Origin of the sequence: Kibdelosporangium persicum (assembly GCF_013280595.1) — a bacterium.
GTDB lineage: Bacteria > Actinomycetota > Actinomycetes > Mycobacteriales > Pseudonocardiaceae > Kibdelosporangium > Kibdelosporangium persicum.
The window spans coordinates 151,265-176,648 of record NZ_JAAATY010000020.1; the positions used below are offsets into that span (position 1 = coordinate 151,265).

22 protein-coding genes are annotated in these 25,384 nt (G+C 68.8%); 13 read left to right on the forward strand and 9 right to left on the reverse strand.

Translation table 11 applies throughout. From position 1 onward, the window contains the following. Nucleotides 1-74: 74 nt before the first annotated feature. From GC106_RS30525 to GC106_RS30535, 3 genes are read left to right on the forward strand one after another with little or no spacing between them, the layout of a single operon-like run. Nucleotides 75-1,226, forward strand: a complete 1,152-nt coding sequence (locus GC106_RS30525; RefSeq protein ID WP_173137773.1) for an acyl-CoA dehydrogenase family protein — start codon at nt 75-77, stop codon at nt 1,224-1,226. After that, entirely contained in the window at nt 1,223-2,380 is a 1,158-nt protein-coding gene (locus tag GC106_RS30530) for an acyl-CoA dehydrogenase family protein (RefSeq protein WP_173137775.1), read from the forward strand. Before GC106_RS30525 ends, GC106_RS30530 begins: the two co-directional genes overlap by 4 nt. A gap of 12 nt (nt 2,381-2,392) precedes the next feature. Beyond that, nucleotides 2,393-2,989 (forward strand): TetR/AcrR family transcriptional regulator, encoded by a 597-nt coding sequence (locus GC106_RS30535; RefSeq protein WP_173137777.1) that lies wholly within the window; start codon nt 2,393-2,395, stop codon nt 2,987-2,989. 41 nt (nt 2,990-3,030) lie between these two features. Here the strand turns inward: GC106_RS30535 and GC106_RS30540 are convergent, their stop codons facing one another. From GC106_RS30540 to GC106_RS30550, 3 genes are all read right to left on the reverse strand, one after another. Beyond that, nucleotides 3,031-3,249, reverse strand: coding sequence for a S1 RNA-binding domain-containing protein (locus tag GC106_RS30540; protein ID WP_173137779.1), 219 nt, complete (start codon nt 3,247-3,249; stop codon nt 3,031-3,033). 216 nt (nt 3,250-3,465) lie between these two features. Continuing rightward, nucleotides 3,466-4,845, reverse strand: a complete 1,380-nt coding sequence (locus GC106_RS30545; protein WP_173137843.1) for a cytochrome P450 — start codon at nt 4,843-4,845, stop codon at nt 3,466-3,468. Further along, the gene (locus tag GC106_RS30550) at nt 4,739-6,043 is read right to left on the reverse strand and encodes a TetR/AcrR family transcriptional regulator (protein ID WP_312872984.1); all 1,305 of its coding nucleotides are present in this window, start codon (nt 6,041-6,043) and stop codon (nt 4,739-4,741) included. The genes GC106_RS30545 and GC106_RS30550 overlap by 107 nt, the downstream gene beginning before the upstream one ends. Before the next feature lie 132 nt (nt 6,044-6,175). Here GC106_RS30550 and GC106_RS30555 point away from each other — a divergent pair, with 132 nt between their 5' ends. Further along, the gene (locus GC106_RS30555) at nt 6,176-7,390 is read left to right on the forward strand and encodes an acetyl-CoA C-acetyltransferase (protein ID WP_173137781.1); all 1,215 of its coding nucleotides are present in this window, start codon (nt 6,176-6,178) and stop codon (nt 7,388-7,390) included. Nucleotides 7,391-7,398: 8 nt separating this feature from the next. Beyond that, on the forward strand, nt 7,399-9,561 hold the full coding sequence (locus GC106_RS30560; RefSeq protein WP_173137783.1) for a 3-hydroxyacyl-CoA dehydrogenase NAD-binding domain-containing protein: 2,163 nt from the start codon (nt 7,399-7,401) through the stop codon (nt 9,559-9,561). Nucleotides 9,562-9,579: 18 nt separating this feature from the next. Here the strand turns inward: GC106_RS30560 and GC106_RS30565 are convergent, their stop codons facing one another. The 3 genes from GC106_RS30565 to GC106_RS30575 are packed head-to-tail and all read right to left on the reverse strand — an operon-like array spanning nt 9,580 to nt 13,642. Beyond that, nucleotides 9,580-10,932 carry a carboxyl transferase domain-containing protein gene (locus tag GC106_RS30565; RefSeq protein ID WP_173137785.1) on the reverse strand — a complete coding sequence of 451 codons (1,353 nt, stop codon included), beginning with the start codon at nt 10,930-10,932 and terminating at the stop codon, nt 9,580-9,582. Then, nucleotides 10,925-12,346 (reverse strand): acyl-CoA synthetase, encoded by a 1,422-nt coding sequence (locus GC106_RS30570; RefSeq protein ID WP_173137787.1) that lies wholly within the window; start codon nt 12,344-12,346, stop codon nt 10,925-10,927. Before GC106_RS30570 ends, GC106_RS30565 begins: the two co-directional genes overlap by 8 nt. 18 nt (nt 12,347-12,364) lie before the next feature. After that, nucleotides 12,365-13,642 carry an SLC13 family permease gene (locus GC106_RS30575; protein ID WP_173137789.1) on the reverse strand — a complete coding sequence of 426 codons (1,278 nt, stop codon included), beginning with the start codon at nt 13,640-13,642 and terminating at the stop codon, nt 12,365-12,367. A gap of 133 nt (nt 13,643-13,775) precedes the next feature. Between GC106_RS30575 and GC106_RS30580 the strand changes: the two genes are divergently transcribed. Continuing rightward, nucleotides 13,776-14,486 (forward strand): FadR/GntR family transcriptional regulator, encoded by a 711-nt coding sequence (locus GC106_RS30580; protein ID WP_312872986.1) that lies wholly within the window; start codon nt 13,776-13,778, stop codon nt 14,484-14,486. Between the two features lie 328 nt (nt 14,487-14,814). Here GC106_RS30580 and GC106_RS30585 read toward each other — a convergent pair whose 3' ends face one another. Beyond that, nucleotides 14,815-16,062, reverse strand: coding sequence for a GDSL-type esterase/lipase family protein (locus GC106_RS30585; RefSeq protein ID WP_173137791.1), 1,248 nt, complete (start codon nt 16,060-16,062; stop codon nt 14,815-14,817). Between the two features lie 260 nt (nt 16,063-16,322). Between GC106_RS30585 and GC106_RS30590 the strand changes: the two genes are divergently transcribed. Next, on the forward strand, nt 16,323-16,625 hold the full coding sequence (locus GC106_RS30590; protein WP_173137793.1) for a WhiB family transcriptional regulator: 303 nt from the start codon (nt 16,323-16,325) through the stop codon (nt 16,623-16,625). A 425-nt stretch (nt 16,626-17,050) separates the two neighbouring features. On the opposite strand, the gene GC106_RS30595 is transcribed toward GC106_RS30590, so the two are convergent. Next, nucleotides 17,051-17,830 carry a SigB/SigF/SigG family RNA polymerase sigma factor gene (locus tag GC106_RS30595; RefSeq protein ID WP_173137794.1) on the reverse strand — a complete coding sequence of 260 codons (780 nt, stop codon included), beginning with the start codon at nt 17,828-17,830 and terminating at the stop codon, nt 17,051-17,053. Then, on the reverse strand, nt 17,827-18,273 hold the full coding sequence (locus GC106_RS30600; RefSeq protein WP_173137849.1) for an ATP-binding protein: 447 nt from the start codon (nt 18,271-18,273) through the stop codon (nt 17,827-17,829). The genes GC106_RS30595 and GC106_RS30600 overlap by 4 nt, the downstream gene beginning before the upstream one ends. A 192-nt stretch (nt 18,274-18,465) precedes the next feature. Here GC106_RS30600 and GC106_RS30605 point away from each other — a divergent pair, with 192 nt between their 5' ends. From GC106_RS30605 to glgX, 6 genes are all read left to right on the forward strand, one after another. After that, nucleotides 18,466-18,966: a hypothetical protein gene (locus tag GC106_RS30605; protein WP_173137796.1), complete on the forward strand. Its 501-nt coding sequence runs from the start codon at nt 18,466-18,468 to the stop codon at nt 18,964-18,966. A gap of 16 nt (nt 18,967-18,982) precedes the next feature. Continuing rightward, the gene (ligD, locus tag GC106_RS30610; RefSeq protein ID WP_312872987.1) at nt 18,983-20,431 is read left to right on the forward strand and encodes a non-homologous end-joining DNA ligase; all 1,449 of its coding nucleotides are present in this window, start codon (nt 18,983-18,985) and stop codon (nt 20,429-20,431) included. Further along, nucleotides 20,424-21,287, forward strand: a complete 864-nt coding sequence (gene ligD, locus GC106_RS30615; RefSeq protein ID WP_173137800.1) for a non-homologous end-joining DNA ligase — start codon at nt 20,424-20,426, stop codon at nt 21,285-21,287. The genes ligD (GC106_RS30610) and ligD (GC106_RS30615) overlap by 8 nt, the downstream gene beginning before the upstream one ends. Before the next feature lie 159 nt (nt 21,288-21,446). Next, nucleotides 21,447-21,854 (forward strand): hypothetical protein, encoded by a 408-nt coding sequence (locus tag GC106_RS30620; protein ID WP_173137802.1) that lies wholly within the window; start codon nt 21,447-21,449, stop codon nt 21,852-21,854. A gap of 20 nt (nt 21,855-21,874) precedes the next feature. Continuing rightward, nucleotides 21,875-23,782, forward strand: coding sequence for a 4-alpha-glucanotransferase (gene malQ / locus GC106_RS30625; RefSeq protein WP_173137851.1), 1,908 nt, complete (start codon nt 21,875-21,877; stop codon nt 23,780-23,782). A gap of 73 nt (nt 23,783-23,855) precedes the next feature. Further along, on the forward strand, nt 23,856-25,384 hold a 1,529-nt coding region (gene glgX / locus GC106_RS30630; protein WP_173137804.1), incomplete at its 3' end, for a glycogen debranching protein GlgX.

Below are 25,384 nucleotides of genomic sequence, written 5' to 3' on the forward strand. Positions count from 1 at the left end.
TTCCCAGTTCGTCAACGGCACAAAACAAGCACGCGTGCTTGCTTTTGGGTCTGGGTCGTGCCACGGTGTGGGGTGTGAGCGGCGACCCCTTCCGCACGCCCGAGCGTGATGCGCTGAGGCAGACCGTGCGGCGGTTCATGACCACCGACGTCCTGCCGCACCAGGACGAGTGGGAACGGGCCGGTGAGCTGCCGAGGCACCTGCACCGCAAAGCCGGCGACATCGGCCTGCTCGGTGTCGCCTTCCCCGAGGAGGCGGGCGGCGGTGGCGGGGACTACCTCGACGCCCTGACCGTCGCCGAGGAGATGCTGTACGCGGGCGCGGCGGGCGGGCTGATCGCCTCCCTGTTCACCTGCGGAATCGCCGTTCCGCACATCGTCTCGGCCGGTGACCCCGCGCAGATCGGCCGGTGGGTCCGGCCGACGCTGGCGGGGGAGCTGATCGGTTCGCTGGCGGTGACCGAACCGGACGGCGGTTCCGACGTCGCCAACATCTCCACGACCGCCAAACGGGACGGTGACGACTACATCGTCAACGGCGCCAAGACCTTCATCACGTCCGGCTGCCGCGCCGACTTCGTCACCACGGTCGTGCGGACCGGCGGACCCGGCGCGCACGGGATCTCGTTGCTGGTGGTCGAGCGCGGCACCCCTGGCTTCACGGTGTCCCGCAAGCTCGACAAGATGGGCTGGCTCTGTTCGGACACCGCCGAGCTGTCCTTTATGGATTGCCGGGTTCCGGCGAGCAACCTCGTCGGCGCCGAGAACTCCGGGTTCATCCAGGTGGCGCAGCACTTCGTCACCGAGCGCCTGTCGCTGGCGGTCCAGGCCTACGCCGCCGCGCAGCGCGCGTTGGACCTGACGCTGGCCTGGGCACGGACCCGGCAGACCTTCGGCCGTCCGCTGATCTCCCGGCAGCTCGTGCAGCACACCCTGACCGACATGGCCCGCAAGATCGACGTCGCCCGCACGTACACGCGCGGCGTCGCCGTGCGGTACCTGGCGGGCGAGGACGTGATCGCCGAGGCCTGCTTCGCCAAGAACACGGCGGTGGAAGCCGGCGAATGGGTGGTGGACAAGGCCGTGCAGCTGCACGGCGGCCTCGGCTACATGCGGGAGGCCGAAGTCGAACGTCAGTACCGGGACATGCGGATCCTCGGGATCGGCGGCGGTACCTCGGAGATCCTCACCGGCTTGGCCGCGAAACGATTGGGATACACGGGATGAACTTCGTTGAGTCCGACGAGCGGCTGGCGCTCCGCAAGGCCGTGTCCGACCTGGGCAGGCGGTACGGCCACGACTACTACATCACCAAGGCCCGGGAGGGCGCGCACACCACCGAGCTGTGGCAGGAAGCCGGCAAGCTCGGCTACCTGGGCGTCAACGTGCCGGAGGAGTACGGCGGTGGTGGCGGCGGGATCGGCGACCTCGCCGCGGTGTGCGAGGAGCTGTCCGCGGCCGGGTGCCCGCTGCTGATGATGGTCGTGTCCCCGGCCATCTGCGCGACGATCATCGCCCGGTTCGGCACGGACGCGCAGAAGCGGGAGTGGCTGCCGCGCTTCGCCGACGGGTCGGTCGTGATGGCGTTCGGCATCACCGAGCCGGACGCCGGCTCCAACTCGCACAAGATCGTCACCACCGGGCGGCGGGACGGCGGCGACTGGGTGCTGAGCGGCCAGAAGGTGTTCATCTCCGGTGTGGACGGTGCCGACGCGGTGCTGATCGTCGGCCGGACCGAGGACGCCAGGACCGGCAGGCTCAAGCCCGCGCTGTACATCGTGCCGACCGATGCCAAGGGCTTCACCTGGCAGAAGATCGACATGGACATGATCTCGCCGGACCGCCAGTACACGCTGTTCCTCGACGACGTGCGGCTGCCCGCCGACGCGCTCGTCGGCTCCGAGGACGCCGCGTTGGCGCAGCTGTTCGCGGGCCTCAACCCGGAGCGGATCATGGCGGCGTCGTTCGCCACGGGCATCGGGCGGCTGGCGATGAACAAGGCGACCGAGTACGCCAAGACCCGCACTGTGTGGGGCACGCCGATCGGGGCGCACCAAGGCCTCGCGCATCCGTTGGCGGACGCGCACATCAACATCGAACTCGCCCGCCTGATGACCCAGAAGGCCGCGGCGCTGTACGACGCGGGCAACGACATGGCGGCAGGCGAAGCAGCCAACATGGCCAAGTACGCCGCAGGCGAGGCAGCGGCCAAGGCGGCCGATCAGGCACTGCAGACCCACGGTGGCAACGGTATGGCGAGCGAGTACGGCCTCGGTGCGCTCGTGCTGGCCGCGCGGGTCGGCCGGATCGCGCCGGTCAGCCGTGAGATGATCCTGAACTTCGTGGCCCAGCACTCGCTCGGGTTGCCGAAGTCCTATTAGGAGCGTCCGGACGTGCGTCAACCGCAGCAGGACCGCAGCCGCGCCACCCGGCAGCGGCTGCTGGAGTCCGCCATCGAGGCACTGGCCGAACTCGGCTGGGCAGGCAGCACGGTCGCGGTAGTGGCGGAGCGGGCAGGCGTGTCCAGAGGTGCGGCACAGCACCACTTTCCCACCCGCGAGGACCTGTTCGCCGCGGCGGTGGAATACGTCGGCGACGCCCGCCGCAGCTGGACCCGTGAGCACAGCGCGGACCTGCCCAGCGGCCCGGAACGGACACGCGCGGTCGTCGACCTGATCGTGCGCCTCTACACCGGCCCGCTTTTCCGTGCGGCACTGCACTTGTGGGTGGCGGCGACCTCCGACGAGCAACTGCGCGCGTCGGTGGTGACCCTGGAGGCACACCTCGGCCGCGAGCAGCACAAGCTCGCACTCGAACTGCTCGGCGTGGACGAATCCGTGCCGGGCGTGCGGGAAACCGTGCAGGCGACCCTGGACATGGCCCGTGGCCTGGGTCTGGCGAACCTGCTGACCGACGACGGCAAACGGCGAGCGGGAATCATCGACCGCTGGGCGGAGATCCTGGACGCCACCCTGAACGTGCGCACGTGAGTGATCGAGGCAAGGCGCCTTGCCTCGAGCATGCCCGTGCTTTACGCCTGTGCCAGGCTCATCCGGCTCTTCTCGGCGTCGACGTCGAGCACCTTGACCCGGACCTCAGTGCCCTCGGGCAGCTTGGCCCCGACGAGGAGACCATGGATCTCCGGTGCCATCTCCACGAAGACACCGAACGGCATCTCACTGACAACCCGTCCAGTGAGGACGGTGCCATCCCGCTGCGCGGCGACGAACGGTGCGAAGGAATCTGTCATGCTTCACCTCCTCTCCTCCACTCGTCCGGAAGCGAACGAGGAGGAGCAGGCGGGCCCCGAGCCCGCCGGGTGATCACGACAAGACCGGGAACCCCGTCTGTGCATGGCCTGTGGCCGACCCGGTAGTCACGGCAGACACCTTAACACAGGGACATCCCCTCGTGAGTGTTTATCAGGGTTAGAACCCCGATAAACACTCACGAGGACACGAGGGGGTCAGAGGCGTTCGAGGGTGATCGGGAGGCCGTCCGCGGGGGCGGGCAGAGCTGTGGAGTCCCAACGGACCCGGTAATCCGACGGCACCGACCACCGGTACCGCGTCAGCATCTGGTGCAGCAGGGTCTTCACCTCGAGCATCCCGAAATGCATCCCGATGCACTTGTGCGCCCCACCGCCGAAAGGCATCCAGGCGTACCGGTGAGCCTTGTCCTCCCGCCGATCCTCGCCGAACCGCTCAGGATCGAACCGGTCCGGCTCCGACCAGTACTCGGGAAGCATCTGGTTCACCCAGGGACCCAGCGCGATCATCGTGTTCGCGGGCACGTAGTGCCCGAGGATCTCCGTCTCCCGCACGGTCTTGCGGGCCAGCGAGGGCACGGGGGCGACCAGCCGCAGCGACTCCTTGATCACCAGCTCCAGCTCGCGCAACCCCTCCAGGGCCTCGACATCCAGGGACCCGGCCGCGAAGCACTCGGCCCGCACCCGGTCCTGCCACTCGGGATGCTTGCCCAGGTAGTACATCGCGGCGGTGGTGGTGATCGTGGACGTGTCGTGCGCGGCCATCATCAGGAAGATCATGTGGCTGACGACGTCCTCGTCGCTGAACGCCTCACCGTTGTCGTCCCGCGCGTGGCACAGCCCGGAGAACAGGTCGTTCGAGTCGCTGGCCCGCTTGGCGGGGACGTTGCGGCTGAAGAAGTCCTCCAGCACCTTCCGGCCCTGCAGCCCGGCGTTCCACCGTCCACCCGGCACGGAGAAGCGGACCATCGACGTCCCCGCGCGAACCGTGGCCACGAAGGCCTTGTTCAACGCGTCCTTCTCGGATCCCAGCGCCGACGCCATGAACACCCGCCCGGCGATGTCCAGGGTCAGCTGCTTCATCGCCGGATACACCGGGAACGTCCCGGTCTCCCACCGGGAAACGCCGTCGGCGGCGACCGAGGCCACGTGTTCCAGGTAGCCCGTGATCCGCGGCCGGGTGAAGGCCTGCTGCATCAGGCGCCGGTGGAACATGTGCTCGTCGAAGTCCAGCAGCATCAGCCCGCGCCGGAAGAACGGGCCGATGAAGTACGTCCAGCCCTGCTGGGAGAACGTCTTGTCCTTGTTGGTCAGCACCACCTGCGTCGCGTCACCGCCCGCGGCGGCCACGATGTTCACGCCGAACGCCCGCATCCACGACACCGGGCCGTAGGTCTCGTAGCGCTTCAGCCCGAAGTCCAGGCCCAGCCGCAACGCCTCGAGCGAGTGCCCGATCAGCGGCAGGCCGCTGTCACCGGGCACCGGCTTCAGGCTGGACCCGGCCGGGACCGCGCCGAAGTCCTTTCTGCGCCAGGTGTTCTCCAGCAGCCATTCGTCGAACCTGGTCGCGCCGGGCATGTGCGTCGTTGCCACTGCCTGCCTCCGCCGATGTGATCAGTACAGCTTCGTCCAGTACCGCTACCGCGAGTCCGGTCAGCTCGGCCACCAGCCCGGGTCTGCCGGTGATCCGGGGTGTCCGGGTCAGGTCGTTGACGATGGTCAGTGCCGCGTGCACAGCGATTCGAGCTTCCGGTTCCGGCAGCCGCGGCGCAACCGTCCTGAGCAATGTCACCCATTCGGCCACGTACGCACGTTGCACCCGGACCAGTTCCTTGCGGTCACGGTCGGGCACGTTACCCAGCTCACTGGCGAACACCGAGAGCAGGTCGTCGGACCGCCAGACGATGTCCACATAGGAGCCGACCAGGCCGGTCAGCGCCTCGCGCGGCGACGAGGCGTTCTCGATCACCCTGCGGGCGTCCATCGTCAGCCGGTCGGCCATCCGGTACCCGGCCGCCATCAGCAGTTCGGCCTTGCCGTCGAAGTGCCGGTAGACGCTCGGACCGGCGATCCCGGCCGCGGCCCCGATGTCCTCCATGCTCACGTCGCGGTACCCGCGTTCACGGAACAGCCTGGTCGCGACGGTCAGCAGTTCCTCGCGCCGGGACGGCTGGGTGGCCGGGCGCTGCCATTCGGGCCTGGGCGCAGGCGGGGAGTCCGGGACCGGGCTGCGGAACACCGCGCACGCGAGCCGTCCGAGCAGTTGCTCGAAGCGGCGCTTGGGAATGGTCACGTGGTGGTCGGCGACACTGCCGAACACGCTCAGCGCCGCCCAGCTGAGCAGTTCCGCGTCGGCCAAGGACAGCTCGGGCCGGCTGTCGCGCAGTGCGGACACCCAGTCGCCCATCAGCTCCATGCCGCGCTTGCGGATCTTGATCTGGTCGGCTTTGGCCAGGTGACGGCCCTGCCAGCGCCACAGCGCGGTGACGTCGCGGCGTTCCACCGCCATCGCGGACACGGCTTCGACCAGCGCGTGCAGCGGCTCGTCCTGGGCCAGCGCCTGGTCGGTGACCAGGCCGAACTTGTCGAGCCCGGACAGCAGCACGTGGGCGAGCACGTCCTGCTTGCCGCGGAAGTGCCGGTAGACGGCCGGACCGGTCACGCCCGCCGCCGCGGCGATGTCGTTGACGCTGACGCCGTGGTAGCCATGCCGCCGGAACAGCTCGGCGGCAGCTTCGGTGAGCTGCTCCTTGCGGTTGCGCGGCCGGCTGTTCACGGTCTTGCGTGACCTCCGTCTCGTAATCGGTCCATAGCAAAGCTAGATCAGCTGGTTCTGCTTGACAAGCAGCGGATCCGTTCCATTATGTGAATGAGCATTAGCACCAGCGCGGGTGAGAGGAACTTCGGCGTGAGCACAGAAGCGTTCATCTACGAGGCGATCCGAACGCCTCGCGGCCGGGGCAAGAAGACCGGCTCACTGCACGGGGTCAAGCCGATCTCGCTGGTGACCGGGCTGATCGACGAGATGCGCACCCGGCACCCGAACCTGGACACCGACCGGGTCAGCGACCTGATCCTCGGTGTCGTGTCGCCCGTCGGCGACCAGGGCGCGGTGATCGCCCGGACTGCCGCGATCGCCGCGGGCCTGCCGGACACGGTGGCAGGCGTGCAGGTCAACCGGTTCTGCGCCTCGGGCCTGGAAGCGGTCAACCAGGCCGCGCAGAAGGTCCGCTCGGGCTGGGACGAGCTGGTCATCGCCGGTGGCGTCGAGTCGATGTCCCGCGTGCCGATGGGCTCGGACGGCGGCGCGTGGGCGATGGACCCGGAGACCAACTACCAGACGTACTTCGTGCCGCAGGGTGTCGGCGCGGACCTGATCGCCACGATGGAGGGCTTCTCCCGTGACGACGTCGACGCGTACGCGTTGCGTTCGCAGGAGCGGGCCGCCAAGGCATGGGCGGGCGGGTACTTCGCCAAGTCCGTGGTGCCGGTCAAGGACCGCAACGGCGTGGTGATCCTGGACCACGACGAGCACATGCGCCCGGACACCACGGCCGAAGGTCTCGCCAAGCTCAGCCCGTCGTTCGCCGGGATCGGCGAGATGGGCGGCTTCGACGCGGTGGCGCTGCAGAAGTACCACTGGGTCGAGAAGATCGACCATGTGCACCACGCCGGCAACTCGTCGGGCATCGTCGACGGCGCCGCGCTGCTGCTGGTCGGCAACGAGCAGGTCGGCAAGGACCTCGGGCTGACCCCGCGGGCCCGGATCGTGGCCACCGCGGTCACCGGCTCCGACCCGACGATCATGCTCACCGGCCCCACCCCGGCGACCAGGAAGCTGCTGAAGACCGCCGGGCTGACCACCGACGACATCGACCTGTTCGAGCTGAACGAGGCGTTCGCCTCGGTCGTGCTGAAGTACCAGAAGGACCTGGGCATCCCGGACGAGAAGCTGAACGTCAACGGTGGTGCCATCGCCATGGGCCACCCGCTCGGCGCGACCGGCGCGATGATCACCGGCACCATGGTCGACGAGCTGGAACGCCGCGAAGCCCGCCGGGCCGTGGTCACCCTCTGCATCGGTGGCGGCATGGGCCTGGCCACCCTGATCGAGCGCGTCTGAGGAACTTCATGACTGAGAACATGATCCGCTGGGAGCAGGACGCGGACGGCATCGTCACGCTGACGATGGACGACCCGGACCAGTCGGCGAACACGATGAACGAGACGTACCAGCGCTCGATGCACGAGACGGTCGAGCGCCTGTACGCCGAGCAGGACGGCATCAGCGGCGTGATCATCACGTCGGCCAAGAAGACGTTCTTCGCGGGCGGCGACCTGAAGCTGATGAGCAAGTCCGGCAAGGCCGACGCCGCCGCGATCACCGAGCGTGTCAACGGCATGAAGGCCGACCTGCGCAAGCTGGAACTGCTGGGAAAGCCGGTGGTGGCCGCGATCAACGGCGCCGCGCTCGGCGGCGGCCTGGAGATCGCGCTGGCGTGCAAGCACCGGATCGCGCTGGACGCCAAGGGAAGCCAGATCGGCCTGCCCGAGGTCACGCTCGGCCTGCTGCCCGGCGGCGGCGGTGTCGTGCGGACCGTACGCCTGCTCGGCATCCAGAACGCGTTGCTGAACGTGCTGTTGCAGGGCCAGCGGCACAAGCCCGCCAAGGCCAAGGAAGTCGGCCTGGTGCACGAGGTCGTGGCCACGCCGGAGGAGATGATCGAGAACGCCAAGGCGTGGATCAAGGCCAACCCCGAGGCGGTGCAGCCGTGGGAGGTCAAGGGCTACAAGATCCCCGGCGGCACCCCGGCCAACCCGTCGTTCGCCGCGAACCTGCCCGCGTTCCCGTCGAACCTGCGCAAGCAGCTCAAGGGCGCCAACATGCCCGCGCCGCGCAACATCATGGCGGCCGCGGTCGAGGGCTCCCAGGTGGACTTCGACACCGCGTCGCTGATCGAGACGCGGTACTTCGTCGACCTGCTGACCGGCCAGGTCGCCAAGAACATGATCAAGGCGTTCTTCTTCGACCTGCAGCACATCAACTCCGGTGGTTCCCGTCCGGAGGGGTACGAGAAGTACACGGCCAGGAAGGTGCTGGTGCTGGGCGCGGGCATGATGGGCGCCGGTATCGCGTACTCCTGTGCCCGCTCGGGGATCGACGTCGTGCTCAAGGACGTGTCCCTCGCGGCGGCGGAGAAGGGCAAGGACTACTCGGTCAAGCTGCTGGAGAAGGCCGTGTCCCGGGGCAAGATCACCCGCGAGAAGGCCGACGAGGTGCTCGCCCGGATCCACCCCACCGAGAAGGCCGAGGACGCCAAGGGCTGCGACCTGGTCATCGAGGCGGTCTTCGAGGACCCGGCGTTGAAGCACAAGGTGTTCCAGGAGATCGAGGGCTTCGTCAACCCGGACGCGCTGCTCGGCTCGAACACCTCGACGCTGCCGATCACCGGGCTGGCCGAAGGCGTGCAGCGCCAGGAGGACTTCATCGGCCTGCACTTCTTCTCGCCGGTGGACAAGATGCCGCTGCTGGAGATCATCCGCGGCGCGCGGACCAGCGACGCGGCCCTGGCCAAGGCCGTCGACGTCGCGCAGCAGATCAAGAAGACCCCGATCGTGGTCAACGACAGCCGCGGCTTCTTCACCAGCCGGGTGATCGGCACGTTCCTCAACGAGGCCGTGGCCATGGTCGGCGAAGGCATCGCCGTGCCGTCGATCGAGCAGGCGGGCAGCCAGGCCGGGTACCCCGCGCCGCCGCTGCAGCTGATGGACGAGCTGACGCTGACCCTGCCGCGCAAGATCCGCGAGGAGACCAAGGCGGGCGTCGAGGCCGCGGGCGGCACGTGGAATCCGCACCCGTCCGAGGCCGTCATCGACAAGCTCGTGCTGGAGTACGACCGCAAGGGCCGCTCGTCCGGCGCCGGTTTCTACGAGTACACCGACGGCAAGCGGACCGGTCTGTGGCCGGGGCTCACCGAGGCCTTCGGCTCGGGCTCGAAGGAGATCCCCTTCGAGGACATGAAGGAGCGGATGCTCTTCGCCGAGGCGCTGGAGACGGTGAAGTGCTTCGACGAAGGCGTGCTGACCTCCATCCCGGACGCCAACATCGGCTCGATCATGGGCATCGGCTTCCCGCCGTGGACCGGTGGCGTGATCCAGTACATCAACGGCTACCCCGGCGGCCTGAAGGGCTTCGTGGCCAGGGCGCGTGAACTGGCCGAGCGCTACGGCTCCCACTTCGAGCCGCCCGCCTCGCTGGTGGCGAAGGCCGAGAAGGGCGAGATCTTCGAGTAGGACCGGCCGCCCCGGGTGTCACCGCGGTGATCCCGGGGCGGTCGCGTGTGGACAGACGATTCCGGCGGCGACGCCCAGGTCCACCAGGTCCTGTGGCCGCAACCGCAGCCGGTTGGCGATGCCGGGCACCTGGCCGGGGCCGTGTTTGAGGATCGCGGCGGCGGCTTCCGGTGCTGTCACGGAGAAGTAGCTGTCGGACGTGCACCAGGTGCGGCCGGGGGCGGCGAACGCCAGGGCACCGCCCGAGCCGCCTTCGCCGATGAGCAGTGTGGTGATCTCGACCCGGGCCGCGGCGATGGCGTCGAACAGCGAGGCGATCGCGGGGCCGAGCCCGGCGCGCTCGGCCGCGGAGTCGTTCGCCGCTCCCGGTGTGTCCACTAAGGTCAGTACGGGTATGCCGAGCCGGTCGGCCAGCAGGACCAACCGTGCCGCTGTGCGAAACCCGGAGGGCAGCGTAGCGGTCCCGCATTGGGCCGCGAACGCGATGGTCCGGCCCGCACGTGAGCCGAACCCGCACAGCACGCCCGGGTCGCGTCCGCCGTGACGATCACCGCTCAGCTCCTGCCACCAGTCGAAATAGGAATCCAGGTAGGCCGCGGCGTGCGGACGGGCTGCCGCGCGGGCCCGCTGGACCGCGTCCCATCCCGTTGCGGGAAGCGCGAAGCCGCCGAGCGCGGCGGGCACCGGGGCCGAATCGGACGGTGAGGTCAGCAGCGTCAGCCATCGGCCCAGCGCGGCCGGCAGCTCCGTGAGCGTCACCAGTTGGTCGACCTGTCCGGTGTCGAACTGGCTCTCCGCGGTGTAGGCGTCGGCGGGGCCTTCCGGCCGGACCCGTGACCCGGCGAAACCGACCTGAGCACCGCGCAGCGCGAGCGTGACGTCCGCGCCTGCGCCCAGCGTGGCCCAGCCGCCGCCAGTTGTGGGGTCGCGTAGGACCGCTATGTGCGGCAGTCCCGCGGCGCGTAGGCCGTGCATCGCGTTGGCGATGCGCTGGAGCTGTGTCAGCGCCCGCATGCCCTCCTGCATCCGGCTTCCGCCGGTCGCGGTGAGCGAGACGACGGGCAACCGCAGCCGCACGGCTTCGGCGAACGCGGCCTCGACCAAAGCTCCGGTGCGGCCGCCGATGGAGCCGCCGAGGAAGCCGAACTCGAAGGCGACCAGCACCGCCCGGACACCGCCGACGGTGCCGACGCCGCACAGCACCGACTCCAGTTCGCCGGTGTTCTCCTCGGCTTTGGTCACGGCCGCCGCATAGCCCCACCACTCGATGGGGCCGTCGGGCTCGTGTGGATCGGCCGCAGGCGTGGGCATCGGCTGGAAGTCGTCGGTGAGTGCCGCGAGCACGGCGCGGGCGCTGTGCCGGTCAGGCATGGAGCGCTCGCTTGAGGACCTTGCCCATGTCGTTGCGCGGCAGGCTGTCCAGGAACCGGATCTCCCGGGGCCGCTTGTGCGGGGACAACAACCGGGCGACGTGGTCGGTCAGTTCGGTCGCGCCGGGTGGCGGACCGGCGGGCACGATCCACGCCACGATGCGTTCACCGAGATCGTCGTCCGGCTCCCCGGTCACCGCCGCCTCGGCCACCGCGGGGTGCTCCAGCAGTGCGTTCTCGATCTCGCCCGCGCCGATCTTGTAACCGCCACTCTTGATCAGGTCGGTCGCCTTGCGGCCGACCAGCCGCAGCCGGCCGTGACTGTCCACAGTGGCCATATCGCCGGTGGCGAACCAGTCGCCGTCGAACGCCGCCGCGGTCGCGTCGGGACGGTTGAGGTACTCGGTGAACAAATTCGGGCCACGGACCTGCACCTCGCCCGGTGTCACACCGTCGATGGGCTGACCGGCTTCGTCGACCAGCCGCAGTTCGACCCCACGCAGGGGCACGCCCACGGTTCCCGGTTCACGGATGTCGTCCACCCGCACGCTCGTGTTCATCAGCGTCTCGGTCATGCCGTAACGCTCCACGACGCGTTGTCCTGTGGCAGCGGTGATGCGCGAGTGGTCGCGGAGGGGCAACGCCGCGGAGCCCGACACCAGCAGCCGGGCTCCGGCGAGAGCGTCGGCGAGTGCGGGATCGTCCGCCAGTTCGTCGGCGATGCGGTGGTACATAGTCGGAACGCCGAAAACCATGGTGGCGCCTTCGGTGAGGGCGTTCGTCAGCCGCGCTGTGTCGAAGCGGCCGAGGTGCACCAGAGTGCCGCCGCGCCGCAGCGGTCCCAGCACACCCAGGATCAGGCCGTGCACGTGGAACAGCGGCAACGCGTGCACCAGCACGTCGTCGGAGGTCCAGTGCCAGGCGTCCTCGAGGGCGTCGAGCGTGGCGACGACGGCCCGGCGGGACAGGACCACGCCCTTGGGCGGGCCGGTGGTCCCTGAGGTGTAGATGACAAAGGCAGGGGCGTCCTCGTCGGGTTCGTCGGGCACATCGGCGTCGCCTGGTTCCAGCGTGACGTCCTCGCGCGGCAGTTGGGCAAGCGCCTCGGGCAGTTCCTGGCCGGGAGCCGTGAGCAGCACATCCGGCGTGCTGTCCGCCAGGATGTGCTGCAGTTCCCGCACGCCGGTCTTCGGATTGACGGGCACCACCGGTATGCCCGCGAGCACCGCGGCCACGACAGCGACGCTCGTCTCCAGCGTCGGGCTCGCCCACACCGCGACGCGCGCCGGTGCGCTGGCACGCAGTCGTCGCGCCAACGCTCCCGCGATCGACGCCAGCTCCGCGTGGGTCACTGAGCGGTCGCCGAAGCGAAGGGCGGTCCTGGGCGAACCCGTTCGCAGCGAAGGGAACAACACAAGCTCCTATCAGGTGTCTCAGCCCAGCGTGGGCACAACGACGAGCACCAGCCAGACCGCGAGCGGAGCCGCGGCGACGATGACGCCGCCGTAGGCCATCAACTGACGGAAGAACCGATCACGGTCGGCGGTGTCGGCATTGGCGAGCACGAGGGCGCCATTGGTGCTGAACGGACTGACGTCGACGACTGTCGCGGCGATGGACAGCGCCGTGATCATGCCGACGGCGCTGACCGTGCCTTGGGCGAGGAACGGCACCGCCAGCGGGATGAGCGCTCCCATGATCCCGACCGACGACGCGAACGCGGACACGATCGCGCCGATGTAGCAGATCAACAGGGCTCCCAGCAGGGGAACGCCCACCTTGCTCACCGCGGACCCGGCGTAGTCGATAGTGCCCATCTCCTGGAGCACACCGACATACGTGAGCACGCCGCAGATCAGCAGCACGGTGGGCCAGGTGATCTCGCCGACCGCCTTCTTGCTGATGTCGGGCCAGACGATGGCGAGCAGCACAGCCAGTGTGATCGCGGTCAGACCGACGTCCAGGTCGAACACGAGCGCGCCGACGACCAGAGCGGCCAGGCAGACCAGCGTCGCGCCGATCGCGACGGTCAACTGGGGCTTGGTCTGCGCCGCCGTGGCCGTGCCGGGCCCACCGGAACCGACGACGACAGTGCCAGTGTTGGCACGGTCGAGCTTCAGCCCGCCGAACACCACGAAGACGATGGCCGCGATCACCAGGTTGACCGCGAAGCTGGCCAGGAACAGCACGACCTCGTTGCCGGGCAGGTTCTCCCGCGCCACGATGCCGTTGACGATCGTGCCGTAGATGCTGATCGGCGAGAAACCGCCCGCCTGTGCGCCGTGCACCACCATCGCGCCCATGAGCAGCGGACTGATCCCGTACTGCGCGGCGAAGCCGAGTGCGATGGGGGCGACGATCGCGACCGCGGCCGGACTGACCGCCCCGATGGCGGTGAGCGCGGCCGTGACGGCGAACATGACCCACGGGATCAGGGCGACGCGCCCGCCGACGAGCCGGACCGCCGCGCGCACCAGCCAGTCCGTGGTGCCGTTGGCCCTGGCGATCGCGAACAGGAACGTCACGCCGACCAGGACGACGAACAGGTCGCCGGGGAAACCGGCGAAGATCTTCTTGGCGTCCATCCCCGCCGCGAGAGTGCCCACGCCGAACGCCGCGGCGAAGGACAGCACGCCCATGTTGATCGAACGGGTGGTCGCGATCACGAAAACCACAGCCAGGACGAGGATGGAGATCAGCTCAGCGGACATGCGTACTCCCGTCGTTGGGTCACCCGCTAGGTGGCTGAGTGGCTGAACCACTTTGCGGTCCGGTGTCGGACGGTGTCAAGACCACGACCGCAAATTGGCTCAGCCACTCAGCCTGTGCTGCTAGCCTGGCCCAGTGACAGACCCGCTGCGGCCGATGGGCCGCACTCGTCTTTACGAACAAGTGCTCGACCGTCTGCGCGAGTACGTCGCCCAGGAGAACCTCGCCGCGGGGGACCGGCTGCCGGCCGAACGGGACCTCGCGCAGCGGCTCGGGGTCAGCCGGGCCTCGGTGAAGCAGGCCATCGTGGTTCTTGAGGTCCAGGGTTACGTCGAGGCGCGGCACGGCGGCGGCACGTACCTGGTGCGCGACACGCTCGACTCCGAGCCCGTCGAGCGGCTGGTCGAACGCCGCCGCAGGCTGCCGGACGTGCTGGACGCCAGGGAAGCACTGGAGACCAAACTGGCCGAGCTGGCCGCACGGCGCCGCGACGACGCAGACATCGACGCCATGGAGTCGGCCCTGCGCCTGATGGCCGAGGAGATCTCGGCGGGCGAGAAGGGCGCGGAGGGCGACCGGCGGTTCCACGCCGCGGTCACCGCGGCCGCCCGCAGCCCGCTGCTCGCCGAGTTCATGGCGGTCATCGCCGACCAGATCACCGAGAGCAGGCACGAGTCGCTCCGGCAGCCGGGCCGGCCCCGCAGCTCGCTGCGGCAGCACCAGCGCATCCTCGACGCCATCAGGAAAGAGGACCCCAGGGCAGCGGCGGCCGCCATGCGCAGGCACGTGCGGACGGTGGCGGAGGTCCGCCTGCTGTCCTGGAGTCCCGAGGATCTTCCCGGCTAGGTCGTGTTTTGAATGTCCCGGTCGATGAGAGTCGGGATCGGGGCGGTTCCTGGCGTCGCCGCGGGATCGCCGCGAATACTGGTTGTCTTTGGGCGGTCCCGCGGTGGCGTCAGGGGCCGCATCCGGCCCGGCTATCGCGATCGGACGGGTCTGGCAGCGCTCGACCAGACGGCGGCGGCCTTCTACCGACAGCGGGGCGTTACGGTGGAGCATGGACGGGTCTTTCTGCTCGGCGGACGAGTTGGTGGTACTTCTCATCCTGCCGCCGAAAGACCCGTCCCCATCCTCAGGCCCTGCCCGGCGTCAACAACCTCATGACCCGCAACACCTAGCCCACCAGCATGGGCAGCGAGATGTAGTCGGCGATCGCCTGCTGCCCGGCGATGTTGGCGTGGACGCCGTCACCGGTGTCGTAGGCGGGGTAAATGCTGTTCGGCTTGAGCGGGTCCTTGAGCACCTGGTCGAAGTCGGTGACGCCGGTGCAGGTGCCGGCGCAGTTGTTCCACTTCTTCACGAACGTGCCGACGGCGTGGCGGTCGAGGTTGTTCTGGTCGCTGTAGCCGGGACGAGGCGTGATCGGGGTGACGTAGACGGCGATCCCCTTGTCGCGCAGGCGTTCGAAGACCTGGCGGTAGCTCGTGACGATGGGCTCGGCGGTGCAGCCGTAGGCGAGGTCGTTCGTTCCGTAGTAGTAGATCACCGCGGTGACACCGTGCAGCGCGAGAACGTCACGTTCCAGCCGGGACATCGCGTCCAGGCCCGCGACCTGCGGCGGCATTCCCGGGCAGGCGGCCGCGCTGGTGGTGCCGCCGATGCCCGCGTTGGCCACGGCCAGCTGGGCGGACCGGGGCAGCTCGGCCACGATCCGCCGGGCCAGGTCGTCCGTCCAGCGCCGGTTGGTCCCGGTCTCGGTGCAGCCGGGACCGCAGTTGGTGCTGCCGGTGCCGTCGACGACCGAACTGCCGAACGGCACGACCGTTCCCTTCAGCGCACGGTTGTGCACGTCGACCGCGCTGACCAGGTAGGTGGAGGTCACCGTCCGTGTGTACGCGGAGCCGGAGCTGTCGGACGTGTGCTCGCCGGATCCGGGCGGTGTGAGGTAATTGTCCCGGAACGCGGAGTTGTGTTGCCCGGGAACGACCGTGCCCGCGACGTACATGCTGACCGCGACGTCCTGGTCAGGACGCGTCAGCAGGTTTGTCTCGTCGCTCCAGATCTCGCCGCCCGCCGGGACGGTGACGGCGGCGCGGCCCGAGAAGGTGACCGCGCGCGGGGCGAGCACCGACGCGCCGCCCGTACTGACTCCTACGGTGGTCCGGTCAATGGTCAGCGGGGTCTTGCCGAACGTGTTCTGCACCCGGATCCGGACCGCGTCGCCGCCCTGGCTGACGTGCGTGATCATGCGCATCGACTGGTTGTCCAGCGTCACCGCGGCTAAGCCCTGCTGGGACTGGGCCCAGGCGGTGAACCAGCCCCGCGCCGGCCGTTCGGCCGCGGGTGCGGAACCGATGAGCGCCGCACTCACCAGTGCGGACACTGTTGTCAGGACGGTAAGCCGACCGAACCAGCTCGCCATGTTGTCACCCTTCGTTCCACCGAACCGTCAACCAATCGCACACTACGGCTTCGTCCTGCCGGAAGTCCTCATCCCCGGCTCGGGAAAAGATCAGGCCGGAGGGGACAGCACGCCGTTCGGCGATCTGCGGCCGGAGCCACTAGCGTGGGAGCCGTCACACCACCCGGGCCGGTTTTTCGGTGATTTTCGGTGGTTAGGGCGCGCATGCGCTTGGGTACCCGGGCCTCACGACGGAGATGACCGGGTGGGGAGACAACACCATGACTTACACCAAGCGACTGCCCAAGCCTGTGGTCGAGCAGTGGGACTGGCAGCTTCGGGGGGCCTGCCGTGGTCAGGAGTCGGCGGTCTTCTTCCATCCCGACAACGAGCGTGGCCCCGCCCGGCGAACCAGGCAGGCAAGGGCGAAACAGGTGTGCCAGAGCTGCCCGGTGATCGTGCAGTGCCGCCAGCACGCCCTGCGCACACGGGAGCCGTTCGGAGTCTGGGGTGGACTCGACGAGGACGAACGCCGTGCCATCTTCTCGAAGCGGACCCGCGAGCAGCACCAGCCCGCCGCTTGACGACCTACCCCACGCGACGGACGCGAACCGGACAGACCGGGTCGCGTCCGTCGCTCGTTTTCGCGCTGTGAACGAGCTGATCTCACGCTTTTCAAGCGCCCCAACACTTTCAGTGCAACTGTTAAGTCCGGAGTGGACGAACGGGGGAGTGTGCGGCGGCGACAGGTTCACCGCCGCGGTGACGATCCCGGTACCGATTCCAGGCAGACGATTCCCCATGGACGGGTTCCGAGTGGACGCGGTCGCCCGGATCGCGGTGGGACCGGCGGAATGGTCACCGCGGGGTGAACCTGATCAAGCAGTGGTCCGGCCGCAGGGCGGGCACTGCTTGGCGCACAGCACATCGGCGGCACGATCGCGCTCGCCGGATCATTCGCCCGCTTACCACGACGCGGGACGTGAACCTGTGGCCGGACGGCCACAGGTCACTGTTCCTCCAGCAGACCGTCCCGCAGCTTCTGCAGGGTGCGGGCGAGCAGCCGGGAGACGTGCATCTGCGAGATGCCGATCTTCTCCGCGATCTGGGTCTGGGTGAGGTTTCCGAAGAACCGCAACAACAGGATGGTGCGTTCCCGCTCGGGCAGCTCCCGCACCAACGGCAGCAGGGACTCGTGGTTCTCCACGCCCTCCAGCGCCGAATCCGGCTCGCCCAGCATCTCGCCGAGCGAGGTGTTGTCCGAATCCTGCGTGAGCATGTCGTCCAGCGACACCGAGTGGTACGCGTTACCCGCTTCGAGGCCTTCGTAAACCTCGTCCTTGCTCAGGCCGAGCCGGGTGGCGATCTCACTCGGCGTCGGCGCCCGGCCCAGCTGCTGGGACAGTTCGTTGCCGGCCGCCGTGATCGACAGGTGCAGCTCCTTCAGCCGCCGCGGCACCCGCACCGACCAGCTGGAGTCCCGGAAGTACCGGCGGATCTCGCCCATCACGGTCGGCACGGCGAACGACAGGAAGTCCGTGCCCCGGGTGGGATCGAAGCGGTCGACGGCGTTGATCAGGCCGACGGTCGCCACCTGGACGAGGTCCTCGCCGGACTCGCCACGGTGGGCGAACCGCCGCGCGATGTGCTCGGCCACGGGCAGGTGCCCGGTGACGAGTTCGTCGCGCAGCACGGTACGGCGGGGGTCGTCCTGGGGCAGCGCCGCGAGCTCGTGGAACAAGGGCGCCAGGTGCTCGTAGCCGTTCTTGGTTCTGGCTCTTGTCGTCACGCCCCACCCATCCTCGGATCAGCCGGGTGCGGACCGCGTTTGGTCATCTCGATCAGCACCCGGTAACCGCCGGGAACCTGCTCGACGCGGGTGCTGGCGCTGTCGGCGAGGGTGGTGAGCACCCGCCAGCCGAACGACGCCGTGTCCAACAGAGCGTCTACTGTGGACAGAGCGGAGGCCTGCATGCCGATGCCGTTGTCGGTGACCCGGAACCGGCACCGCAGCTCGGTGCCCGGCCACGCCGCGCCCGCCAGCATCGAGCACGCCTCGTCGACGGCCAGCTTCAGGTCCGCGACGAAGTCGAGATCGAAGTCCTCCCGCATCGCGATGGTGGCCGCGAGCGACCTGATGATCGGAAGGTACCGCGCCTCGGCCGGGACTCTCAGCTCGATGTCACCCACGTCCACCGAACTGTCCACGAAGGACTTGTTGGCCGCAGTCATGATCACCGCCCCTCGTTTCGTGTGTGACGACTGATGGCCTGGTTAACCCGGCAGGCCAGGCGGCAAACGCGTGTCACGGTCGGTAGCTGTGATCCAGGCGAATGGTTGAAACGGGTCCCGCGTGGGTAACTGCCGGGCGCCTCGGACCGATCATCCAGGTGAACCGCACGCCTGGGGAGGTGGACGAACGAGATGAGCGACGAATGTCCGCTGGTGCAGATTCGGGCCAGAGCACGCGCCCTCGTGGCGATGGCCCGGGACGGCGACACGGCCGGCCTGGTGGACGCCCTCGACCGGCTGCTGGCCGAACAGGCCGAAGGCGGCCCGGGGCCGCACCGGATCGTCGGCGAACTCATCTCCGCCGCCGTGCAGATGGTCGCGGTGCGTGCCGGTGAGATGCCGCCGCACACCCTCTTCGCCGTCGACATCCGGGACGACGCCGACCACGCGGTGGCCATCGACCACCTGGAACCGCCACTGCGCGCGACCATCCGTGCCCTGCTGGCCGAACTCAACGGCCATCCGGAGGACGCCTGCTTCCAGCTCGAACTCGCGCTCAGTGACATCGACCTCGAGTCCACCCTCGAAGTGGTCGTGCACGCTCTACTGTGGACGATCGGGATGTTGGAGTGGTGCGAGGAGCAGGGAGTGGACGCCCCGGACTGGCTGAGGGGCGCGGGGCTGGCGGCTTGACCGATACCGTATGACCGTGCCGGGTGACCAGCCCCGAGGGGACCTGACGGAGTACCGACGGAAGCGCGATGCCGCGCGCACGCCGGAACCGGTACCCGACGAGGCCGTGCTGCCGCACGGCGACGACGACACCTTTGTCATCCAGGAGCACCACGCCCGGCAGTTGCACTGGGACGTCCGGCTGGAACGCGGCGGTGTGCTGGTGTCGTGGGCCGTGCCGAAGGGGCTGCCGACGGACCCGAAGACGGTTCGGCTGGCCGTGCACACCGAGGACCATCCCATGGAGTACGCCACCTTCGAAGGCGTGATCCCCAAGGGCGAGTACGGCGCGGGCAAGATGACCATCTGGGACCGCGGTACGTACGAAACGCTCAAATGGGAGGACTACGAGGTCGACGTGGTCCTGCACGGTGAACGGGTCGACGGCCACTTCACCTTCCTCAGACGCAGCGAGGGCTGGATCGTGCGCCGCCGTGGCGCGCCCCAGGACCCGAACTGGCAGCCGCTGCCCGACGAGATGCAGCCGATGCTCGCCACGGTCGGCCCGATGCCGCCCGCGGGTGAGGACGACAAGTGGGCGTACGAGTTCAAATGGGACGGCGTCCGGGCGCTGGTGCGGGTCGAGGGCGGCCGGCTGGAGATCTTCAGCCGGGCGGGCAACAACGTCACGGCGAGTTATCCGGAGCTCGCTGACCTGGGGAAACAGTTGAGCAGCGCGCAGGCATGGCTGGACGGCGAGATCGTCGCGTTCGCCGCGGGCAAGCCGAGCTTCGCCGAACTGCAGAAGCGGATGCACGTGGCCAACGCGGCCCAGGCGCGCAGGCTGGCCGGCCAGGTTCCGGTCAGCCTGCTGCTGTTCGATCTGCTGCACTTCGAAGGACGCTCACTGCTGAAACTGCCGTTCGCCGACCGCCGCGCGCTGTTGGAGAAACTGGGGCTGCGCGGCAGCCATTGGTACACGTCGCCGTCGTATCCAGGCGCCGGTGCGGCGGTGCTCGCCGCCAGCCGGGAACAGGGCCTGGAAGGCGTGATCGCCAAACGGCTGGACTCCCGCTACACGCCCGGCCGGTCCCCGGCGTGGATCAAGGTCGCCGACGTGCGGCCGCAGGAGGTCGTGATCGGCGGCTGGCGGCCGGGCGAGGGCCGCAGGCAAGGCGTGCTCGGCGCGTTGCTGCTCGGGATTCCCGAGGACGGCGGCCTGCGGTTCGTCGGTTCGGTCGGCACCGGGTTCTCCGACGCGGAACTGGAGTCGTTGACCGAGCGGCTGCGTCCCCTGGCACGCAGGACGTCGCCGTTCACCGGCAAGCTGCCGCCGGAGCGGGCGCGGGGCGCGAAGTGGGTTGAGCCGGAGCTGGTCGGGGAAGTCGTCTTCCGGATCTGGACGCCCGACGGCCGGATGCGCGCGCCGGTCTGGCGTGGCCTGCGGCCGGACAAGTCGCCCGACGAGGTGGAGCTGAATGCCTGATCAGCTGGTCAAGGTCGGTGAGCAGACGCTGAAGCTGACCAACATGGAGAAGGTGCTCTACCCGGAGGCCGGGTTCACCAAGGCGCAGGTGATCGACTACTACGCCCGGATCGCGCCGGTCCTGCTGCCGCACCTGGCCGGCCGGCCGGTGACGCTGCGTCGCTACCCCAACGGCGTCGACGGCCAGTCGTTCTTCGAGAAGAACGTCGCCAGGCACGCGCCGGAGTGGGTGCGCACCGAACGGCTGCCGACGCCGGGCAGCAGCAAGGGCAACGAGTTTCTGGACTTCGTGCTGATCGAGGACCTGGCGACGCTGGCGTGGGTGGCCAACCTGGCCGCGCTGGAGCTGCACGTTCCACAGTGGAGGATCGGCGACGATCCGGATCTGCTGGTGTTCGACCTGGATCCCGGCCCGCCCGCGACCGTCGTCGAGTGCTGCCAGGTCGCGCTGTGGTTGCGCGAGGAACTGGCCGAGGGCGGGTACGACGCCTGGCCGAAAACCAGCGGTTCGAAGGGGATGCAGCTCTACGTCCCGGTGGAGCCCGGCGAACTGGACACGTGGGAGTACTCACGCGGCCTCGCCGAACGGCTGGCCCGTGCCTACCCACGGCAGGTCGTCGCCACGATGGCCAAGGCGCAGCGCGGCGGGAAGGTCTTCATCGACTGGAGCCAGAACCGCCCGGCCAAGACCACGATCGCGCCCTATTCGCTGCGCGCCCGCTCGCAGCCGACCGTTTCCACTCCGGTGACCTGGCAGGAAGTCGAGGAGTGCGAGCACGTCGAGGACCTGACCTTCACCGCGGACGAGGTGCGGGCGCGGGTCGAGGACATGGGAGATCTGCTCGATTACCGTTGAGTACCGGTCCGATGAGCAGATGAATACGCCGATACGAGTACAAAACGGCGGGTTCACTCTCGGCTACACGTTTCAGCGAACGACGCGGTTGGTGGCTACCGCGCAAGGAAAACAGGGGTAACCTCCCAACGGGGATCGGTTGGGAAGGAGTGGTTCACTGTGTCACGTCAGCGCTCTTCTGTCGTACCGGTCGGTGCGGTCAAGCCGAGAACCCCGCCGGAGCAACGGCGCGTCCGCACCGAAGTGCCCCGGCCGGCCCTCACACTGACACCGGGACTGCAGTTGCGCCGCGCGGTCGACACGGCACTGCTCGATCTGCAGAAGGTGTCCCAGGCGGAGCGAACCGAAATGGTGGGCGCGATGCGCAGGGTCAACGACAACCTGCACGGCGCGTTGGCGCACACCGCGGCCATCGGGGAGACGTGCATGATCGCGGCCGCGGTCCAGGCCGTGCACGCCGCCGAGGACCACCTCGAAGCCTCCGAGCTCAGCCAGGCACGCGTAGCACTGACCACGGCCCGTGAGCGGCTCACCTCGCCGACCGCCAAGCCGAGGGACCTGACCTGAGCCATAGTGCTGATGTGACTATCGACGAGAATCTGGCCGCGCTGGCGCGCGCCCATGGCGTGGCCACCTGGTACGAGGACGCGGACCAGCGCCGGGTCGACGTGGACCGGGACGTCGTGCTCAAGGTCCTCGAACAGCTCGAAGTGGACCCCGGCGCGCCCCCGAAGGCACCGGCCCTGCCGGACACGATCGTTGTCCGGCAAGGAACCCGCTACCAGACCGGGCGCGGCTTGCTGCGTACCGAGGACGGCACGCGCCTGGACGTGGCCGACCGGCTGCCCGCCGATCTTCCCCTGGGCTGGCACGTGCTGGAGGCCGGCGGCCGGGAGATCCCGCTCGCGGTGACGCCCGCACGGCTGCCGGACGTGCCGCGTGCGTGGGGCTGGATGCTCCAGCTGTACGCGTTGCACTCCGCGGAGTCGTGGGGGATGGGCGACTTCGGGGACCTGGCGTCGTTCGCGCGCTCGGCCCACGGCGCCGGGGTGCTTCTGGTCAACCCGGTCCAGGCCATCATCCCGGCCCTGCCGGTGCAGCGCTCGCCGTACTCGCCGTCGAGCCGCCGGTTCGCGAATCCCTTGTACATCAAGGTGACCGACACCGCGGAGTTCCACAGGGCGGACCCGTCGGTCCGGGCCCAGGTGCTGGCGTCGAACCCGGGCCCGCCGAAGGACCTGATCGACTACGACGCCGTGTGGGCGGCCAAGTCCAAGGCGCTGGAACTGGTGTGGTCCGCGGAGAACCGGGACAGCGACATCGACGCCCTTGAGCCTGGTCTGCGTGACTTCGCGACGTTCTGTGCCCTGGCCGAGCGGCACGGCGGCGACTGGCGGGAATGGCCCGCGTCGCTGCGGCACCCGGACAGCCCGGATGTGGCGGCCGCACGCCGCGAACTGGCGTCACGAGTGGCGTTCCACGCGTGGTTGCAGGAGCTGTGCGAGCAGCAGCTGGGCGTGGCCCGTGCGGCCGCGAGCGGCATGTCGGTCGGCATCGTGCATGACCTGCCCGTCGGGGTTGATCCCGGCGGAGCGGACGCGTGGGCACTGCAGGACGTGCTCGCCCCACGAGTCACCGTCGGCGCGCCGCCGGACGCGTTCAGCCAGCAGGGCCAGGACTGGCGGCTGCCACCGTGGCGCCCGGACAAGCTCGCCGCGGCGGGCTACCGGCCCTTCATCGAAGTTTTACGAAGTGTGCTCAAGCACGGCGACGGCATCCGGGTCGACCACGTCGCCGGCCTGTGGCGGCTGTGGTGGATCCCGCCGGGCGAACCACCCAACCGTGGCACTTACGTGCACTACGACTCCGAGGCGATGCTGGGCATCCTGGCGCTGGAGGCCGCCCGTCACTCGGCTGTGGTGGTCGGCGAGGACCTCGGCACCGTCCAGCCACACGTCACCAGCACGCTGCACGAACGCGGCATGCTGTCGTCCGCCGTGCTGTATTTCCAGCGTGACTACGAAGCGCCGGGTCACCCGTTTGTGCCCACACGATCGTGGGAACCCGCTTCCATGGCGAGCATCTCCACGCACGACCTGCCGACCGCGGCCGGGTTCCTGCGGGCCGAGAACGTCCGTGTCCGTGCGGAACTCGGGCTTGTCGAAGACGTGCGGAAGGAGTACGAGCGGGTGGCGGCGGAGCGCACCGACCTGGTCGCCTTCCTGGTGAAGGAAGGCGTGCTGGAGTCGCCGGACGCGAGCGAGGAAGAGATCCTGGTGGCCATGCACACCGTGCTGACCCGCGCCCGCAGCGCGCTGATTCTCACGTCTCCCCCCGATGCCCTCGGTGACCTGCGGCAACCCAACCTGCCGGGCACGGTCGACGAGTATCCGAACTGGCGGATTCCGCTGTCCGTGCCGGTCGGGGACCTGTTCTCGCAGCCCGGTGTCCGGCAAGTCGTGCACGCCCTGACCCACCAGGCAAACCCTGGGTGACATCTCACGTGCCCCTGATGGGTATCGCGATGGCCTCTTCTAGGGTCATCGCACAGCAACATGAGGAGCGAGTGTGCGGCCCTGGCCCGGATCCCCTTACCCGCTCGGCGCCACCTACGACGGCGCCGGGACCAATTTCGCCCTGTTCTCGGAGGTGGCTGAGTTCGTCGAGCTGTGCCTGATCGACGACGACGGCAGGGAGACCCGAATCAAGCTGCCCGAGGTGGACGGGTTCGTGCACCACGGTTACCTGCCGACGGTTGGGCCAGGCCAGCTGTACGGCTACCGCGTGCACGGACCGTACGACCCGGCGAACGGGATGCGGTGCAACCCGAACAAGTTGCTGCTGGACCCGTACGCCAAGGCGGTCGCGGGCAGCAACGTCGACTGGCATGAGTCACTGTTCGGCTATCCGTTCGGTCATCCGGACGCGCGCAACGACACCGACTCCGCCGGGCACGTGCCGATGGCTGTCGTGGTCAGTCCGTACTTCGACTGGGGCAGCGACCGGCACCCGAACACGCCGTACAACGAGTCGGTGATCTACGAGGCGCACGTGCGCGGGCTGACGTTGCAGCACCCGTTCGTGCCGGAGGAGATCCGCGGCACGTACGCGGGACTGGCGCACCCGGTGATCATCGAGCACCTGAAGAAGCTCGGCGTGACCGCGGTCGAGCTGATGCCGGTGCACCAGTTCATCACCGACCACGCGTTGTTCGAGCGGGGAATGCGCAACTACTGGGGCTACAACACGATCGGGTTCTTCGCCCCGCACTCGGCGTACTCGGCCACCGGCCGGGGCAACCAGGTGCAGGAGTTCAAGGCGATGGTCCGGGACCTGCACGAGGCGGGAATCGAGGTGATCCTCGACGTGGTCTACAACCACACCGCCGAGGGCAACCACCTCGGGCCGACGCTGTCCATGCGCGGCATCGACAACGAGGCGTACTACCGGCTGGTGGACGACGACCGCCGGTTCTACATGGACTACACCGGCACCGGCAACTCGCTCAACGTCCGCAACCCGCACACCCTCCAGCTGATCATGGACTCGCTGCGGTACTGGGTGACCGAGATGCACGTCGACGGGTTCCGTTTCGACCTCGCCGCCACGCTGGCGCGTGAGTTCTACGACGTGGACCGGCTGAGCGCGTTCTTCGACATCGTCCAGCAGGACCCGGTGATCAGCCAGGTCAAGCTGATCGCCGAGCCGTGGGACGTCGGCCCTGGCGGCTACCAGGTGGGCAACTTCCCTCCACTGTGGACCGAGTGGAACGGCAAGTTCCGGGACACCGTCCGGGACTTCTGGCGCGGTGAACCGGCGACGCTGGGCGAGTTCGCGTCCCGCATCACCGGTTCGTCGGACCTGTACCAGGACGACGGCCGCAGGCCGTTCGCGTCGATCAACTTCGTCACCGCGCACGACGGCTTCACGTTGAACGACCTGGTGTCGTACAACGACAAGCACAACGAGGCCAACGGCGAGCAGAACCGTGACGGCGCCAACGACAACCGGTCGTGGAACTGCGGAGCCGAAGGACCGACCGACGATCCCGAGGTGCTGGCCCTGCGGGCCCGGCAGCGCCGCAACATGATCGCCAC